Genomic DNA, 16,508 nt, shown 5'->3' with positions numbered 1-16,508 from the left:
AAGGGAGCGCGGTCGTCACCGGCCGCACCGGTCGGGGGAGCGGTCACGCGAGCCCCAGTGTGAGGTTGAGGATCTCCTCGTCGGTCAGGACGCCGGTGTAGACGTGGACGTCGTCCAGGTCGCCCGGCCAGTAGCCGGTGGCCGCGCCCGCCGATCTGGCCCGGCCGACCTGCAGCGCGCCGGTGGAGTTCCAGGGCGCGCCGAACGCGGCGACGGCGACCTTCTGGCCGTTGACGTACAGCCGCTGCTCCTTACGCGGGTAGTCGTAGACGCCGGCCAGCAGCGTCCACTGCTCCAGGTCGACGGGGGCCAGCGCGGGGTCCGCGGTGGCGCTGAACAGGCTCGCCGTGTCGGTGTCGGCGTCCGGCAGGTCGAACGACCACCTGCCGGTGGAGCCGAAGACGCGGTAGCCGAGCGTGAAGGCGCTGCGGCGGGTGCCGTCCTGGCTCACGGCGGTCGCCGTCTTTCCCGCACTGTTGAGCCGGACCCAGGCCACCGCGGTGAAGCTGCCGTCGGTCCGGGTGACGTACGCCGGTGTCGCGGCGTACTGGGCGGAGCCCGGCAGCGCCAGCGCGTCGAGGTCGTGCCCGTCGGTGGTCCACCCGGCCCCGCCGGACAGGGTCGCGGTGCGCCCGGTGTGGCTGGTGGAGGTGGCGGCGGACGTGCCGGCTCCCTCGTCGAACCGCCACCAGCCCTGGTGCTGCGGCGGCCGGTTCACCAGGTCGGCGACCTCGGACGGGTAGACGATGCGGTCCCACACCCGGACCTCGTCGACGACCCCGCTGAAGTAGTTGCCGAGCACGCCGTCGATCTTCATGCGGCCGATCTCGAAGGCGCCGGTCGCGTTCCAGGGCGTGGTGAAGGCGGGCTGGGACGACTGCAGCCGTCCGTTGACGTACAGGCGCAACTGGGCCGCGGCCGGGTCGTAGACGCCGACGAGGTGTTCCCAGGCGTTGAGCCGGGCGGGCGCGTCCGAGACCGCCTTGACCGGTGAGACGCCGTCGGCGTCGGAGGGGCGGCGGCCGAAGCTCCACTTCTTGTCGCCGTGGTTGTAGTAGAGCTGGAAGCCGGCGGCGCGGTTCCCCTCCTGGGCCGCGACCGTGTTGACGTGGGTGTCGTTGGTGACCTGCGCCCAGGCGGAGACGGTGAAGGCCTTGCCGGTGTCCAGCACGGGGCCGCCCGCCGCGAGGCGGCTGCTGGTGCCGTTCAGGTAGGCGGCCTTGACCGAACGGCCGCCGCCGAAGGACACGTCGGTCGCCGTCAGCGCCCTGCCGCCGACCGCGTCGGCGGCGGTGGCCGACGTGGCGGCCTCGTCCATCGTCCAGTACGAGACCGGCCCGGCCGCCGTGAAGGAGACGTAGAACTGGTAGGCGGCGTACGGCCCGAGGTTGCCCGCCTGGTCGACCGGCCATACGTAGACCGTGTTCAGCCAGTCGTGCGACGGGGCGATCTGCACGGTGGCGGTGCCGGACGACGCCTGCACCCGGCGGCGCGCCGTGATGTCGTCCACCGCGTAGTCGAAGGCGACCACGTCGGGGTCGGCCGCGTTCCGCGTGAAGGTGAAGGCACCCGGGCGGCCGATCCCGTCGTGCCACAGGCCCGGATCGGCCGGCTCGTCCGCCGGGTAGCGCGCGGAGGAGACACCGGGCAGTCCGGCGGGGACGGCGGTGTCGACCCGGAACTCGCACCAGGCGCTCCACGGCCCGCCGTCGGTTCCGTCGTACGCCCGGACGCGCCAGGAGTAGACGCCGCCCTCGGTCAGGCCGGACAGCGTCACCTTGTGCTCGACCGGGTCGACGGACGCCTGGTAGCCGGTGGTCTTGGTGTACAGGTCGCCCCAGGTGCCGGCGGAGGAGCTGTAGACGTTGACGTCGAACTCGGCCCGGACCCCGTCGCCCGCCTTGTCCGGGTCGTAGACCTTCGCCTTGAGGGCCGGCGTCAGCGAGTTGACCGCGGGCCGCCCGGAGCCCGTCGCACAGGGCGTGGCCGGGGCGGTGCCCATCGCGGCGGGCCGGCTGGGCACGCTGTTGTAGGTGACGACGAGCTTGGCGGTGTCCTGGTCGAACCCCTTCCAGCCGTAGTTGTCGGTCTCGTCGCCCGCGATCAGGCCGAGGGTGGTGTCGTCCAGCCCGCGCCCGGCGGTGCTGACCACCGCGTCCGTCGCGTCGAACTCGATCCCGCCGCTGTCGCACCCGCCGGGTGCGTAGCCCTTGGCGACGTTCAGCTCGTCCAGCTTCCTGTGCAGCGCCGGCTGCTTGCTCCAGGTGGTCGACTGGGAGATCGGCCCGGTGAACCACAACTGGACGGGCCGCGCGCTGCACGACCAGGACCAGGTCTCCGTAATCCGGAACGTCGCCTTGAGGATGTGCTTGTACGCCACGTGGTCGGTCCGCATCCGATAGAACGAACGACGCTTCACCGAGCCGTTGTACGAGCCCGCCTCAGACCGGTGAGCGGGATTCCAGCCGGTGTAGGAGCCGTCGGACGACACCATCGCCCAGCCGAGCCTCGACCCCGTCCACTCCGGATCGATGAAGACGGGAAAGGTGGTCCGTGAGTCGGTCAGCATGGCCCGGTCCGGGGTGATCGAGATCGCCGACGAGGTCACCTCGGTGGGCATCGTGGCGCGCCTGCTCCCGCTTTCCGGCCCCTCCGTGGACGCCTGGCGCCCGGCGGTGGCACCCGACCGGTCGGCGGACGAGTCCCACATCTGCGGCGCGGGGGAGTGGAAGACCACGGCCCCGCCCTCGGTGACCGCCTGGGCCGCTCCCTCCGCGCCCTCGCTGACCGCCACACCCTTGGCTCCGAGGCCGAAGGTGATCGTGGCGAGCGCCGGGTCGGCCGCCGCCTGCGCGTTCTTCACGACGAGAACCTCGGAGAAGCCGGTGACCGAGACAGTCACCCGCAGGTCGACCCCCGGCAGCACCTCCGGATAGGTGGCCGCCGACCCCTCGATCTTCGGCGCCGGCAGCCTGCCCGGCCAGCTCATGGACAGCTCACGGCCCTGGTCGGAGATGGTCGCGAACGGACCGTCCCCGCCGCCCGACAGGGACAGGCCCACCGCCGTCGCCACCGGCGCGATCGTCCCGTCGGCCTCCGCCCGCAGCGTCGTGTCCACGGGAGCCCACCCGGAGCCCCGGCGGACCCGGACCGGCAACGGGCTCTGTTCGAGCGTGAACGTCCCGTCACCGTTGGCGTACACAGTCCGGTTCTCCGTCCGCCGGTCGAGCACCTCGACCGGCTGCCCGGAGTCCCGGGCGGCGCGCAGCGCGGCGGCCTCGTCCGGCTGCGCCGCCGGAACCGGCTCGGCGTACGCACGGCTCCCGGGCGTCAGCGGTGACAGCGCGGCGGCGATGAGGACGAACGCGGGCATGGCACGGTGCAGCCTCGAACGGTGCAGCCTCAAGCAGGACTCCAGGAAAAGGAGGATGGCCCCGAGTGGGGGCGAAAGGGGATTGGCGCGCCGATTCGGTGCTCTTGGCCGCGCCGACACATGTAATGCGCCGGTTAAGTGGTATGTCAAACAGCTTCGTGCAGATTGCTACTTGAGTACGGCTGCGCCGGAGTTCTGGCCTTTCACCCTTTCCTGTGCCGACCAGCCGCGATGTGCCGATGTGTGCGCGACTGGCAAGGGATCGGGAACCCATGGCAGGTTAGGGCTGTATGTCCGATCGGATACGCACGAAACTGCCCTGAGTGGGGGGAAATGCGTGCCGGAACTCGGGTCTCTCCGCAATGCGGCCGAGGATACGGTCGGCAAAAAGGGAATTATGGTGGGTTCGTTTTCGGGCGTCCGTTTGTGGCCCTGTGTGCCGTCCGATTTGAGGGTTCGGCGACGGAGGTAGCGCGCCTGCCAGGAAATATCCGGAAAGATGCCTGTGGCGGGACGCCATACGAAGGTTCTGTCTAGGCTACTCTCGCGGCTGTGAGGGACAGTTCTGTGCGGTCGCCGGACGGTCTTGAGGCGATCCTTCTCGTGGGCGGCCAGGGCACGCGTCTCCGGCCGCTGACACTCAGCACGCCGAAGCCGCTGCTGCCGACGGCGGGGGTGCCCTTCCTCGCGCACCAGCTGGCCAAGGCGCGGGCGTACGGGGTGCGCCGGGTGGTCTTCGCGACGTCCTACCGGGCCTCGATGTTCGCCGAGGCGTTCGGCGACGGGGCGGGGTTCGGCCTGGAGATCGTGTACGTGACCGAGGACACCCCGCTCGGCACCGGCGGTGCGATCCGCAACGCCGCACAAGCCCTGACCTGCCCGCCCGAGGCGCCGGTGCTCGTGCTGAACGGCGACATCCTGTCGGGCCACGACATCGCCGCGCAGGTCGACCTGCACGTCTCACGCGGTGCCGCGGTGACCCTCCATCTCACGGAGGTGGACGACCCGTCGAGGTTCGGCTGCGTGCCGACCGACGACGAGGGCCGGGTCACCGCCTTCCTGGAGAAGACGCCGAATCCGGTGACGAACCGGATCAACGCGGGCTGCTACGTGTTCCAGCGCTCGGTCATCGACACGATCCCCGAGGGCAGGGTGGTCTCGGTGGAGCGGGAGACCTTCCCCGGCCTGATCGCGGCCGGTGAGCTGGTGCTCGGTTTCGCCGACGCGTCGTACTGGCTCGACGTGGGCACGCCCGCGGCGTTCGTGCAGGGCTCGGCCGATCTGGTGCTGGGCAAGCTCGGCTCGCCCGCCCTGCCCGGCCCGGCCGGTGAGCGGCTCCTGCTGGACGGGGCCGTCGTGTCGCCCGAAGCCAAGGTCACCGGCGGCACGGTCGTCGGCCCCCGGGCCACCGTCGAGGCGGGCGCCAGCGTGCGCGGCAGCGTGCTCTCCGAGGGATGCCACGTCGCGTCCGGCGCGACCGTGGTGGACTCGGTCGTCGGCGTGGGCGCCCGCGTCGCCTCCGGCACCGTGCTGCGTCAGGTCGTGGTCGGCGACGGCGCGTCCATCGGCCCCGGCAACGAGCTCACGGCCGGCATGCGCGTGTGGCCCGGGGTCACCCTGCCCGAGTGCGCCGTCCGCTTCTCCAGCGACGTGTGACACCGGTCCCGCTCCCACCCGTCATCGGGGGGAGCGGCAGACTGGGCGGGTGGAGGCGAGCCGAATGCCCAGATCATCCGCGCCCGGCGGCGTGCCCGTCACGGCGGGCACCCCTCCGTCCTGCGCGGTCTCGCCCGGCACCGGCACTTCCGGTGCTGCTCTTTCCGTTGCCGCTCGCGGGGTTCCCGCCGGTCGCGGTCCGGGGGCGCAGGCGCGCGAGCGGCGGTGGCGGCCGGCCGCGCCGGTCGACGTGGCGCTGACGCTGTCGCCGCACCGGCGCGGGGGAGGCGACCCCGCCTGGCGCCGTACGCCCGACGGCGCGTTCTGGCGCACCTCGCGCACTCCCGAAGGCCCCGGCACCCTGCGCGTGACGGGGAGCCGCGACGGCGAGATCCACGGGCAGGCGTGGGGCCCGGGGGCCGGGTGGCTCCTGGAGATGCTTCCCTCGCTACTGGGCGCCGACGACGACGTGGCCGGTTTCGCCGCGTTGCTCGCACGGCTCGCCCGCTCCACGGATCCGCGGCACGTCCGGGCCGCCGCGTTCGTCGCCGATCTGGCCGGACGCTCCGGCGGGCTGCGGATCGGGCGCAGCCTGCGGGTCTTCGAGGCGCTCGCGCCCGCCGTGCTGGAGCAGAAGGTGGTCGGCAGGGAGGCGTGGCGGGCCTGGCGGTTCCTGCTGCGCCGGTACGGCGAGCCCGCTCCCGGCCCGGCTCCCGAGGGCATGTACGTCGTCCCGTCGCCGGAGGTGTGGCGCGTGGTCCCGTCGTGGGACTGGCACCGGGCCGGGGCGGAGGCCGTACGGGCCAGGACGATCGTCAACGCCGCGCGCCACGCGGCGAAACTGGAGCGCACGACAGGCGCCGCCGGGTCGGCGGATCCGCCGGACCCGGTGCCGTCACCTGACGCGGCGTCGATCTCAGCGGGCGCACCGGACGCGGCACAGGTCGTGGCCGACGTGGATGTCGCTGTGGGGACCGAGGGCTCGGCGAAGGCGGACCGGCTGCTGCGGGCGCTGCCGGGGATCGGCGTGTGGACCTCGGCCGAGGTGCGCCAGCGTGCGCACGGCGACCCGGACGCGCCGAGCGTGGGCGACTTCCACCTGCCCGGCATCGTCGGCTACGCCCTGACCGGCCGGAAGACCGACGATGCCGGCATGCTCGAACTGCTGGAGCCGTTCCGCGGCCACCGCCACCGGGTGGTCAGGTTGATCGAGCTCAGCGGGGTCAGGCCGCCGGCCCGCGGTCCCCGCATGGCCGCCCGCGACTACCGCTCCTTCTGAGCGAGCCGTCCGTCACCGCCCGCCGGAACGCAGGGACTGGTTGATCCCGCAGTGGACCACGGTCGGCAGGCATCCGCCGTTCAGCGTGTTGAGGACGACGCTGTCGCCCGCCACCTGCTGGAGGCCGGCGACGGCGGAGCCGCTGTTGCCTCCGGGCGCGTTCACGTTGCGCCTGCCCCTGGACACCTGCCGCACGGGGCTGCCGATCTGCGGCGAGTTCGCCGATCGCACGCCGCTCGTGACCTGCCAGCCGCCGCCCCGCCCGCGCCGCACCTGCCACACCCGCGCGGCGTCCAGCGCGTGCCGAGCCCCTGGTGTTTGGCCTTCCCCTCGCGCCTGTCGCGCTTCTGGCACCTGCCGTGCCCCTCGCGCCTGCGGTGCCGCTGACGCTTCCGGTGCCCGCGTCGCCTTCCGCGCCTGCCCCGCTCCTCGGGTGTGCCCCGCCTTCGTCGCCTTCCGCGCCTGTCGCGCCTGCACCGTGTCTCCGGCGAGACGGCCGTGGCCGGTACGGTCGCCGTGGGTGACGTGGTCGGTCACCGGAAGCGCCCGAAGGGCCGGTGCCGCGAGCGCCTGGGCCGTCGGCGGTCCCAGCGTGCCGAAGACGAGCGTCACGACGACCAGTCGCCGGGCCCCTGCTGATCGGAGATACACGACCGGCTGATACCCCACCGCCTGGCGCGGCCGCGCCGCCCCTGATCAAAGAGTTGGTCCGGAGGCGGCTGCGCCGTCCGTACGCAGGGCTCATAGGCTGCGGGCTATGACGGCGAAGCGACCCCCGGACCTCGACGGCACCCCTTCGACCTCGACCGCCGGCCCGGCCTCCGGCGGCGGGACGCGCCGGGCGCTCGCGCGGGCCCGGGACGGCAAGACGCTCGATCTCGCCGAGACGGCGGTCCTGCTGCGCGCTCGCGGCGACGATCTTGACACACTGCTCGCGTACGCCTCGCGGGTCCGGGACGCGGGCCTGGAGGCGGCCGGGCGGCCCGGCGTCGTCACCTACAGCCGCAAGGTGTTCATCCCGCTGACGCGGCTGTGCCGGGACAGATGCGGCTACTGCACGTTCGCCACCGCCCCCCACCGGCTCCCGGCCCCCTTCCTGTCGCCGGACGAGGTGCTGGAGATCGCCCGCCGGGGCGCGGAGATGGGCTGCAAGGAGGCGCTGTTCACGCTCGGCGACCGCCCCGAGGACCGGTGGCACCAGGCGCGCGAGTGGCTCGACGCGCACGGGTACGACGACACCCTGTCGTACGTCCGGGCGATGGCGATCCGCGTGCTGGAGGAGACCGGGCTGCTGCCGCACCTGAACCCCGGCGTGCTGACCTGGCGGGATCTCCAGCGGCTCAAGCCGGTCGCGCCGTCGATGGGCATGATGCTGGAGACCACCTCGCGGCGGCTGTTCACCGAGAAGGGCGAGGCCCACTACGGCTCCCCGGACAAGGACCCCGCCGTACGGCTGCGCGTGCTGGAGGACGCCGGCCGCTCCAGCGTGCCGTTCACGACGGGCCTGCTGATCGGCATCGGCGAGACGATCGAGGAGCGGGCCGAGTCGATCTTCGCCATCCGCCGGGTGGCGCGGGAGTACGGCGGCGTCCAGGAGGTCATCGTCCAGAACTTCCGCGCCAAGCCCGACACGGCCATGCGCGGCATGCCCGACGCCGACCTGCACGAACTGGCCGCGACGATCGCGGTGACGCGGCTGGTGCTCGGGCCGAAGGTCCGCGTGCAGGCGCCGCCCAACCTGATCGGCGAGGAGTACGCCCTCATGCTGCGGGCGGGAATCGACGACTGGGGCGGCGTCTCCCCGCTGACCCCCGACCACGTCAACCCCGAGCGGCCGTGGCCGCAGATCGACGACCTCGCCGCCCGGACCGCCGCCGCCGGGTTCGCGCTGCGCGAGCGCTTGACGATCTATCCGGAATATGTGCTCGCGGGGGAGCCCTGGCTCGATCCCCGGCTCGCCGGGCACGTCGCGGCGCTGGCCGACCCCGCCACCGGGCTCGCCAGGGAGGGCGCCGTGCCGCGCGGCCGCCCCTGGCAGGAGCCCGACGGCGGCCTGGGAGGTCTCGTCACCGGCGGACGGGCCGACCTGCACACCGCCGTCGACGCCGAGGGCCGTTCGGGCGACCGCCGCGACGACTTCGACAGCGTGTACGGCGACTGGGACGCGCTGCGCGAGCGCCTGCCCGGCGGCGCGCGCACGACCCCCGCCGATGACCCCGCCGACGACCCGGCCGATGGCCCGGTCAACGGCCAGGCTGACGGTCACCCGTACGGCAGGGTGGACAGCGGCGTGCGGGAGGCGCTGCGGCGGGCGGAGGCGGACCCGGCGCGGCTGACCGACGAGCAGGCGGTGGCGCTGCTCGGTCTCGCCGGAGACCAGACGGGCGCGGGCGCCGACGACGCGGGCCTGGACGAGCTGTGCCGGATCGCGGACGGGCTGCGCCGCGAGGCGGTGGGCGACGACGTGACCTACGTCGTCAACCGGAACATCAACTTCACCAACGTCTGCTACACCGGCTGCCGGTTCTGCGCGTTCGCCCAGCGGCGCACCGACGCCGACGCGTACACCCTGTCGCTGGGCGAGGTGGCCGACCGGGCGCAGGAGGCCTGGGACGCCGGGGCGACCGAGGTGTGCATGCAGGGCGGCATCCACCCCGACCTGCCGGGCACGGCCTACTTCGACATCGCCCGCGCCGTCAAGGAACGCTGTCCCGGCATCCACGTGCACGCGTTCTCGCCGATGGAGGTCGTCAACGGTGCGAGCCGGGCGAACCTGTCTGTCGAGGAGTGGCTGCACGCCGCGAGGGAGGCGGGGGTCGACTCGCTGCCCGGCACGGCGGCCGAGATCCTCGACGACGACGTCCGGTGGGTGCTGACGAAGGGCAAACTGCCCACCCGGGAGTGGGTCGAGGTCATCACGACCGCCCACCGGGTCGGCATCCCGACGACCTCGACCATGATGTACGGCCACGTGGACACCCATGAGCACTGGGTGCGCCACATCCGGCTGATCCGGTCGATCCAGGAGGAGACAGGCGGGTTCAGCGAGTTCGTGCCGCTGCCGTTCGTCCACCACAGCGCCCCGATCTACCTGGCCGGGATCGCCCGGCCGGGGCCCACCGCGCGGGAGAACCGGGCCGTCCACGCGCTGGCGCGGATCATGCTGCACGGCGCGATCCGCAACATCCAGTGCTCCTGGGTGAAGCTGCGCGACGACCTGTGCCGCGACGTGCTCGCCGGAGGCGTGAACGACCTCGGCGGCACGCTCATGGAGGAGACGATCAGCAGGATGGCCGGCTCGGAGAACGGGTCCTACAAGACGATCAGTGAGATCGCGGCCATGGTCGCCCCCACCGGCCGCCCGCTCCGCCAGCGCACCACGTCGTACGGCCGGCCGAGCGAGGAGCGGGCCGAGGCGGCCCGGCGCAGTGACGGGGTGTGCCAGTCGGTCCGCCGTGTCCGGTTCGTCGAGACGCCGCAGGCCGGGCGGCAGCCGATCGGATAACCCGGCCTGCCGCGCCGCACGTCGCTTCCAAGCCGACTGCAAGATCATGATCATAATCTCCGTCGGCATGGAGAGACGAGTGGCGCTCGGCGTCCTGCTGACGGCGGCTCTGAGCGGATGCGGGATCGTGGAGGAAGGCCAGGTGAGCGGTTCGGTGCGCGGGGAACGGTCCGGGCGGGGCGGGGAACCCGGAGAGGTCGAACCAGGAGAGGTCGAACCCGGCGTCCTGAAGGGGCGGGTGGTCGACGCGCAGGGCAGGCCCATCGAGGGAGCCGAGATCGTCGCCGACAATCAGCTGCTCTACAACAGCAACGCGGTCGCGCGGACCGGTGGCGACGGCCTCTACCGCGTCGGCACCGACGTCAGGGCGACCTTCCACGCGTCGGCGACGGTGGTCAGGCGGTACAACGGCCAGGACTACACCCTGAGCCTGGCACCCGACGACGACGCGCCGTTCGCCGGGCCCAGCGGCGCGATCAGGAACTTCACCTGGAGACTCACCGGAGAAAAGCCCGACGATCTCGGCTTCTACGGAAGCAAGGTGCTGTTCCGCCTGGACCTGACCGACCAGATCAACACGGGCGCCTTCCTGGACGACGAGAAGGTGCGGCTCACCCTCACCCCGGAGGGCCCGCTGATCGACGGCTCCGAGGGCACGCGGATCGTGCGGCAGGCGACCCGGAACGGGGACGGCTCGGGCCTGGAGGACATACCCATCGGCCGCTACCGGATCGCGGCCGACTACGAGGGCCGCCCTCTCCGGGTGAAGCTCCTCGACGGCGGCGACTACGCGGAGGAGGTCGTCGCCGAGTTCGCCCCTCTCATGACCGGCATCTACCGGATCGAGTTGGAGCTCGGGCTCCCGCAGGGGTGACGCGGACGGGCGGCTCTCCGTGGGGCAGGAGCCGAGCCAGATCAGCGACGCGTGCCGGCCTTGTGGCCGCGCCACCCCGCATGCATCCGGAAGTGACGGTCAGCGGGTGACGTAGAAGTCGGCCGGGTCGCGCGGCGGCCGGTCCTTCGGCGGCGCGGCGGGATGGCCGACGGCGACCGCGCCCATGGGGTCCCAGTTCTCGGGCAGGTCGAGCACCTTGCGGACCACGTCGCGGCAGAACATCGTGGACGACACCCACGCCGAGCCAAGCCCCTGCACGGCGAGCTGGACCAGGAAGTTCTGCACCCCGGCGCCGGTGGCCACCACGAACATCTCCCGCTCGGCGGCGTTCCTGCGCTGATCCCGGTAGGTGTGCGAGCCGTCCATGACCAGGCAGGGCACCGCCAGGTAGGGCGCGTTCCGCAGCACGTCGCCGCGCCGGATCCGGCGGGCGATCGACTCCTCGGAGAAGCCGTCGGAGCGCAGGTCCGCGATCCAGGCGTCCCGCATCGCGTCGAGCAGTTCCGTACGCGCCCGGGGGGTCTCCAGCAGCACGAACCGCCACGGGGTGGTGTGGTGCGGGGCGGGCGCGGCGATCGCGGCGGCCACGGCCCGCCGCACCGCCGCCGGGTCGACCTCCCGGCCGGAGAACTCGCGGATCGTGCGGCGGGCGAAGACGACGTCGGCCGAGCCGTACCGGAACATGTCCTCGTCGGCGGGCCGCACCAGCGCCTGCCCGCCCGGGCCGTCCTCGCCGGTCACCAGGGTGCCCAGCCCGCGGACGACCGCCACCGGCACGCCGGACAGCTTGCCCTTCGCGAGGTCGCCCGCCGCCGCGATCTCGTCGGCCAGCGCGACCACCGTGGCGTTCAGCGGGTTGCCGTAGGCGTCGGCGCCGCCGCGCAGGTCGTCCAGGGGCCGTACGCCGGACGCGCCGATGGCGACGTCGGTGAGGCCGTGCCGCCAGGGCCGGCCGAACGTGTCGGAGACGATTACCCCGACCCGCACGCCGAGCCGTTCGCGCAGCCCGCGGCGGATCCGGCCCGCCGACGCGTCCGGGTCCTCGGGGAGCAGAAGCACGGTGCCGGGGGCGGTGTTGGAGGCGTCCACGCCGGCCGCGGCCATGACGAAACCGTGCCGGGTCTGCGCGATCACCGTGTCACCGCGCCGCGCGACGACGCGCTGCGTCTCCTCCTCGATCGCGGCCGTACGGCTGTCGCGCGGCGCCGCGCCGCGGCCCGCCGCCGTCGCGCTGCCGTCCGGTGCCGGCGGGAGGTCGTGCGGCGCTGCTCCGCGTCCCACTGCCGCGCCGCCGGGTGGTGCCGGTGGGTGGTCGTGCGGTGGTGCTTCGGCGGCGTCGCCGCGGCGGATCCGGCCCTCGGCCTTGCTCACGATCTTGGAGGTCACGACCAGGATGTCGCCGTCCTCCAGAGTCGGCGCGGCCTCGGCCACGAGCAGCGCGATGTCGTCGCCGGGCGCGACCTCGGGCATGCCGGTCACGCCGCTTACGGTGATGTGGGTCATGAACCGCCTCGATGCGTCGTGGAAGGGGATCACCGGAACGTCGTCACCGCAGGGACTGGGCCAGGGCGAGGGCCGCGGCGGCGAGGTCCCTCGTCGCCGTGGGGTCGCTCATCAGGAGCGGACGGGCCTCCACCGTCACGCCGTCGAGCGCCACGCCCTTGTCCTCCTCCGCGACCAGCCAGCCGTCGACCAGAGCCGATCCGTACAGTTCGAGGACGGCCTGGGCGCTCGTCTCGACGCCGATCGCCGTCAGGCAGGCGTCGGCCATGCCGCGCACCGGAGCGCCGCCGATGATGGGGGAGACGCCGACGACCGTCTTGTCCTCCAGCGCCGCCCGGATGCCCGGGACCTGCAGGATCGTGCCGATGCTGACGACCGGGTTGGACGGCGGGAGGATCACGAGGTCGGCGTCGCGGATCGCGTCGAGCACGCCGGGGGCCGGGCGGGCCTCGGCGGCGCCGACGAGCACGATCTGCTCGGCCGGCACGGACGCGCGCAGCCGCACCCACCACTCCTGGAAGTGGACGGCCCGCCGGCCCGCGTCGTCGGCGACGACCACATGGGTCTCGGTGCGGTCGTCCGACATGGGCAGCAGTCGCACCCCGGGTCGCCAGCGGTCGCACAGCGCCTCGGTCACCTGAGAGAGGGGATAACCGGCGGCCAGCATCTGGGTGCGGATGATGTGGGTGGCGAAGTCGCGGTCGCCGAGGCCGAACCACTGCGGCTCCATGCCGTACGCGGCGAGTTCCTCCTTGACCGTGAACGTTTCGCCGTCCCGGCCCCAGCCCTGCTCCTCGTTGATGCCGCCGCCCAGGGTGTACATGACGGTGTCGAGATCGGGACAGACCCGTAGCCCGAAAAGGGTGATGTCGTCGCCGGTGTTGCCGATGACGGTGATCTCCGAACCGGGCGCCGCAGCCTTGAGACCTCGGAGGAAGCGGGCGCCGCCGATACCTCCGGCGAGGGACACGATGCGCATGCCGCCAGTCTTCCACCGGGCGACGGGCGGGCCGCTCACCACACCCCACCTATTGCGTTAACCAGGGAAATGTAGGGTGTGTCGGGCTTGTGAGGTTCTTGGGACTGCCGACACTTAAGTCCGGCATGTGCGAAACTTCCCCGAGGGCCATCTGGACCGTTGGGGGTAAGCCGTGCTGAAGGTCGATACCGACCGGCTCAGAGAGCCGGCCGCGTGGACGATGCTCGCGGTGGTGATCACAAGCGTCCTTGTGGGAATCGCACGGTTACTCATCGGCTCCTCCGCGCTCGGCGGCACGTTCGGCCTGCGCGCGGCCGCGAGCCTGCACACTCTCGCTTCTCCCTTGTCGACCGCGCTGGCGGCCGGCGCGGTGCTGCTCGTGGCCAAGGCGGGCGCCCCGACGCCACGGGCCCGCCTGGTGGCGCTGGGCGCGGCCGGGTCGCTCGGCCTCGGCGTCGTCTTCGGCGTGATCGGCGTGCTGGGCGTCCTCGTGGGCGACCTGCCGAGCTTCCGCGACCGCTTCGAATACCTGATCACCGGCCTGCCGATGCTCGCTCTCGCCGTCTTCGGGGCGCTGTTCGCGCTGAGCACGGCCACCGCGCTCCAGTCCGGGCAGCGGCCCGCGGCTGACTTCTTCGGCCGGCGCGACGACGCCTATCCGTCCCGGCCGAACGTCCCGGCGCTGCCGCAGGGGTACGGCGACGCCCAGGGCCGCCCGTCGTCCTACGGCCAGCCCCAGGGACAGCCGCAGAGCCAGCACCAGGGCCAGCCGCAGGGCGTCCCGGTCGCCAACGGCGCGGTTCCGAACGGCGCGGTCCCCAATGGCGCGGCCTCCGGCGGACCGGCCCACAACGGCATGCCCGCCGACCGGCAGCAGGGCCCCGGCCAGCACGCTTCCGTTCAGCACGCTTCCGTTCCACAGGGGCCAGGCCAGCAGGGTCCGGGGGAGCAGGGCCACGGTCCGCAGGCGTACGGCCAGCAGAGTTCTGGTCAGCAGGGGCCGGGCCACGAGGGGCAGGGCCGGCAGCCCGGCACCCACGACCTCCACGGCGAGCCCGACCAGGGCCGACAGAACGGCTCGCAGAACCCCCACCACGCCGGTCAGCCCACCTTCGGTGAGCACGCTGCTCAGCACACGGGTCAGCACGCCGGGATGTCCGCGCCGGGCGGCGGTCCCGTCCAGGCCCCGGCGTACGGCGATCCCCAGACACAGCAGGCACAGCACGGCCAGCAGGCACCGGCGGCGCGGCAGGAACAGGCCCAGGGTGCTCCCGGCTATCCCCAGCCCGCGATGGCCGCCGAGCAGCAGTACGGCCAGGAGACCTACGCTCCGCAGGACCGGCCGCACGCGTCCTACGCCCAGGAACGCGGCCAGGGCGCCTTCGGCCAGGAGCGGCCCCAGGACGTCTACGGCCAGGACCAGCCGCGTCAGCCGTACGGCGGCGCGGCCACCGGACAGGGTGACGCCTACGAGGCGCAGGGCGGCTACACCCCCGCCTCCACCGCCCCGCAGCCTCCGCTGTTCGGGCAGCCCGGCACGCCGGTCAACCCCCAGAGCCCGCAGGCACAGGCACAGGGCCAAGGACAGACACAGGTGCAGCAGCCGTGGCAGGCCGAGCAGCAGGCGCGGCCGTCGATCCAGGACCTCCAGACCGGCGCGCACTACTCCGACTACGGCGCGCCGGGCTACCAGCAGGAGCGGCCCTCCGCCGGTCAGCACGCGGGCCAGCCGGAAAGCGGACGGTACGGCGGGCAGCCGGAGGCCGCCCCCTACGGCCAGCAGCCCGCCAGCGAGTCCTACGGTCAGCAGCCGGGCAGTGCCTCCTACGGTCAGCAGTCCGAGGGCGGCTCCTACGGCCGGCACGGCGACAACAGCGCCTATGGCCAGCAGCCCGCCGGCACTTCCTACGGCCAGCAGCCCGGCGGTGCTTCCTACGGTCACCAGGGCGACAGCGGCTCGCACAGTGGTCAGGGTGACAACGGCGCCTACGGTCAGCAGGGCGACAGCGGCGCCTACGGCAGGCAGCCGGAGGCCCTTCCCGCCCACCAGCGGTCCGACTACTCCGCCCCGCCGCAGGGCCCGGTGTTCGACCAGTACGGCTACGCCGGCCAGCAGAGCGAGACCGGCGGCTACGGCCGCTTCCCCAACCCGCCCGAAGGCCCCGGCTTCCCCCCGGCCGGCGCCGAGGGCAGGCCGTACGAGCAGGACCAGCCGTACGGTCACTCCGGATACCCCGGCTCCGAGCCCGCGGCGGGCGGCCCGGCCTACGACGCTCCCCCCGCGTACGAGAGCCCGGCCGACCCGAGGGAACAGCAGCTCGCGCAGGCCTACCAGCAGGCGCAGAGCTACCAGAAGATCGCCCTGCCGGACCACCCCACCGGTCCGCAGGACCTGCCCGAGTACTACGACAACCCGCTCGGCCACCCCCAGAGCTCCGAGCCCGCGCCGTTCCAGGCCCCGCCGCCGGGACCCGGCGAGCAGACCCTGCGCTTCGATCCCTCCGCCTACCGCGGCGACCCGCTCACCGACCCGCTGCGGCGGGAGGAGCCCATCGATCCGACGGCGATCTACACCCCGGACAGGTCGCAGGCAAAGTATGAGGAAGGTTCCGCCCCCGATCAGGCAGGCCGCGGAACCGACCCCAACCTCCCTTGGTATGGTTCCGAACGCTGACAGGACCGAACAACGGGGCATACGAACCGGGGCAAGCAGGTCTTTCCCCGGGTATCGTTATGCCGCTTGACGCCACACGCGCCACGCGCGTGTAATTACAGACATGTTGTTACGCCTTCCCAAGGGTGGGTATGGGGCAGGCGTTTTTATGGGGGGCCTCATGTGGGCGGGCGAGCGACAGGGAGGTGTGCAATGACCGAGCTGGTCATGGCACAGGCGCTCGATGGTGAAGATCTTGGGTGGCAGGAACGCGCCCTGTGCGCGCAGACCGATCCTGAGGCGTTCTTTCCTGAGAAGGGCGGCTCCACCAGGGAAGCCAAGAAGGTGTGCCGTTCGTGCGAGGTTCGTGCGGAGTGCCTTGAGTACGCGCTCCAGCATGACGAGCGTTTCGGCATCTGGGGCGGTCTGTCCGAGCGCGAGCGACGCAAGATGAAGCGCCAGGCCGTCTGACGACGCGAACGGGGCCGCGCGCTCGGCGCGCGGCCCCGCGTTCATGTCCGGCGCGGTTCGGTCCGGCGGAGTTCGGCCCGGCGAGGTTCGCCTCCCGCGTGGCCTGTGTCCGGCGAGGTGCGCGTACGGGCCCTCTGTACGGGTCCGGCGGGGGTCGTGTGCGGTGGTTCGTCCTGGGAGCGGCGTCGGCGGCG

The 16,508-nt window shown here is 72.8% G+C and carries 10 protein-coding genes; 6 read left to right on the top strand and 4 right to left on the bottom strand.

Annotated features, from left to right (window positions below):
* Positions 1 to 43 precede the first annotated feature (43 nt).
* Positions 44 to 3,373 (bottom strand): LamG-like jellyroll fold domain-containing protein, encoded by a 3,330-nt coding sequence (locus F5972_RS01915; protein WP_150930443.1) that lies wholly within the window; start codon positions 3,371 to 3,373, stop codon positions 44 to 46.
* 552 nt (positions 3,374 to 3,925) lie between these two features.
* Here F5972_RS01915 and F5972_RS01910 point away from each other — a divergent pair.
* Positions 3,926 to 5,029, top strand: coding sequence for a mannose-1-phosphate guanylyltransferase (locus F5972_RS01910; protein WP_225311093.1), 1,104 nt, complete (start codon positions 3,926 to 3,928; stop codon positions 5,027 to 5,029).
* Positions 5,030 to 5,093: 64 nt separating this feature from the next.
* Complete coding sequence (locus F5972_RS01905; RefSeq protein ID WP_225311092.1) at positions 5,094 to 6,308, top strand: DNA-3-methyladenine glycosylase family protein; 1,215 nt, start codon at positions 5,094 to 5,096, stop codon at positions 6,306 to 6,308.
* Positions 6,309 to 6,320: 12 nt separating this feature from the next.
* Here the strand turns inward: F5972_RS01905 and F5972_RS01900 are convergent, their stop codons facing one another.
* Positions 6,321 to 6,959 carry a hypothetical protein gene (locus F5972_RS01900; protein WP_150930441.1) on the bottom strand — a complete coding sequence of 213 codons (639 nt, stop codon included), beginning with the start codon at positions 6,957 to 6,959 and terminating at the stop codon, positions 6,321 to 6,323.
* Between the two features lie 106 nt (positions 6,960 to 7,065).
* Here F5972_RS01900 and F5972_RS01895 point away from each other — a divergent pair, with 106 nt between their 5' ends.
* Together F5972_RS01895 and F5972_RS01890 are read left to right on the top strand one after the other, a co-directional pair.
* Positions 7,066 to 9,813, top strand: coding sequence for a bifunctional FO biosynthesis protein CofGH (locus F5972_RS01895; RefSeq protein ID WP_150930439.1), 2,748 nt, complete (start codon positions 7,066 to 7,068; stop codon positions 9,811 to 9,813).
* A gap of 67 nt (positions 9,814 to 9,880) precedes the next feature.
* Positions 9,881 to 10,687, top strand: a complete 807-nt coding sequence (locus F5972_RS01890) for a carboxypeptidase-like regulatory domain-containing protein (RefSeq protein ID WP_150930437.1) — start codon at positions 9,881 to 9,883, stop codon at positions 10,685 to 10,687.
* Positions 10,688 to 10,786: 99 nt separating this feature from the next.
* On the opposite strand, the gene F5972_RS01885 is transcribed toward F5972_RS01890, so the two are convergent.
* Together F5972_RS01885 and cofD are read right to left on the bottom strand one after the other, a co-directional pair.
* The gene (locus tag F5972_RS01885) at positions 10,787 to 12,211 is read right to left on the bottom strand and encodes a coenzyme F420-0:L-glutamate ligase (RefSeq protein ID WP_191909897.1); all 1,425 of its coding nucleotides are present in this window, start codon (positions 12,209 to 12,211) and stop codon (positions 10,787 to 10,789) included.
* Positions 12,212 to 12,254: 43 nt separating this feature from the next.
* Positions 12,255 to 13,190 (bottom strand): 2-phospho-L-lactate transferase, encoded by a 936-nt coding sequence (cofD, locus tag F5972_RS01880; RefSeq protein ID WP_150930435.1) that lies wholly within the window; start codon positions 13,188 to 13,190, stop codon positions 12,255 to 12,257.
* 172 nt (positions 13,191 to 13,362) lie between these two features.
* Between cofD and F5972_RS01875 the strand changes: the two genes are divergently transcribed.
* Entirely contained in the window at positions 13,363 to 15,864 is a 2,502-nt protein-coding gene (locus F5972_RS01875) for a hypothetical protein (protein ID WP_150930434.1), read from the top strand.
* Positions 15,865 to 16,056: 192 nt separating this feature from the next.
* On the top strand, positions 16,057 to 16,314 hold the full coding sequence (locus F5972_RS01870; RefSeq protein ID WP_111701756.1) for a WhiB family transcriptional regulator: 258 nt from the start codon (positions 16,057 to 16,059) through the stop codon (positions 16,312 to 16,314).
* The last annotated feature ends 194 nt before the right edge of the window (positions 16,315 to 16,508 follow it).

This window comes from Microbispora cellulosiformans, from assembly GCF_008728085.1.
In the GTDB taxonomy this organism is placed as follows: Bacteria; Actinomycetota; Actinomycetes; order Streptosporangiales; family Streptosporangiaceae; genus Microbispora; species Microbispora amethystogenes.
Note: the sequence above shows the minus strand (reverse complement) of the source record. Positions and strands in the feature narration are given on the sequence as shown.

Coding starts and splice junctions, on each gene's coding strand:
- F5972_RS01915 (WP_150930443.1), bottom strand. CDS start 3,373: ATGCCCGCGTTCGTCCTCATCGCCGCCGCGCTGTCACCGCTGACGCCC.
- F5972_RS01905 (WP_225311092.1), top strand. CDS start 5,094: ATGCCCAGATCATCCGCGCCCGGCGGCGTGCCCGTCACGGCGGGCACC.
- F5972_RS01895 (WP_150930439.1), top strand. CDS start 7,066: ATGACGGCGAAGCGACCCCCGGACCTCGACGGCACCCCTTCGACCTCG.
- F5972_RS01890 (WP_150930437.1), top strand. CDS start 9,881: ATGGAGAGACGAGTGGCGCTCGGCGTCCTGCTGACGGCGGCTCTGAGC.
- F5972_RS01885 (WP_191909897.1), bottom strand. CDS start 12,211: ATGACCCACATCACCGTAAGCGGCGTGACCGGCATGCCCGAGGTCGCG.
- cofD (WP_150930435.1), bottom strand. CDS start 13,190: ATGCGCATCGTGTCCCTCGCCGGAGGTATCGGCGGCGCCCGCTTCCTC.
- F5972_RS01870 (WP_111701756.1), top strand. CDS start 16,057: ATGACCGAGCTGGTCATGGCACAGGCGCTCGATGGTGAAGATCTTGGG.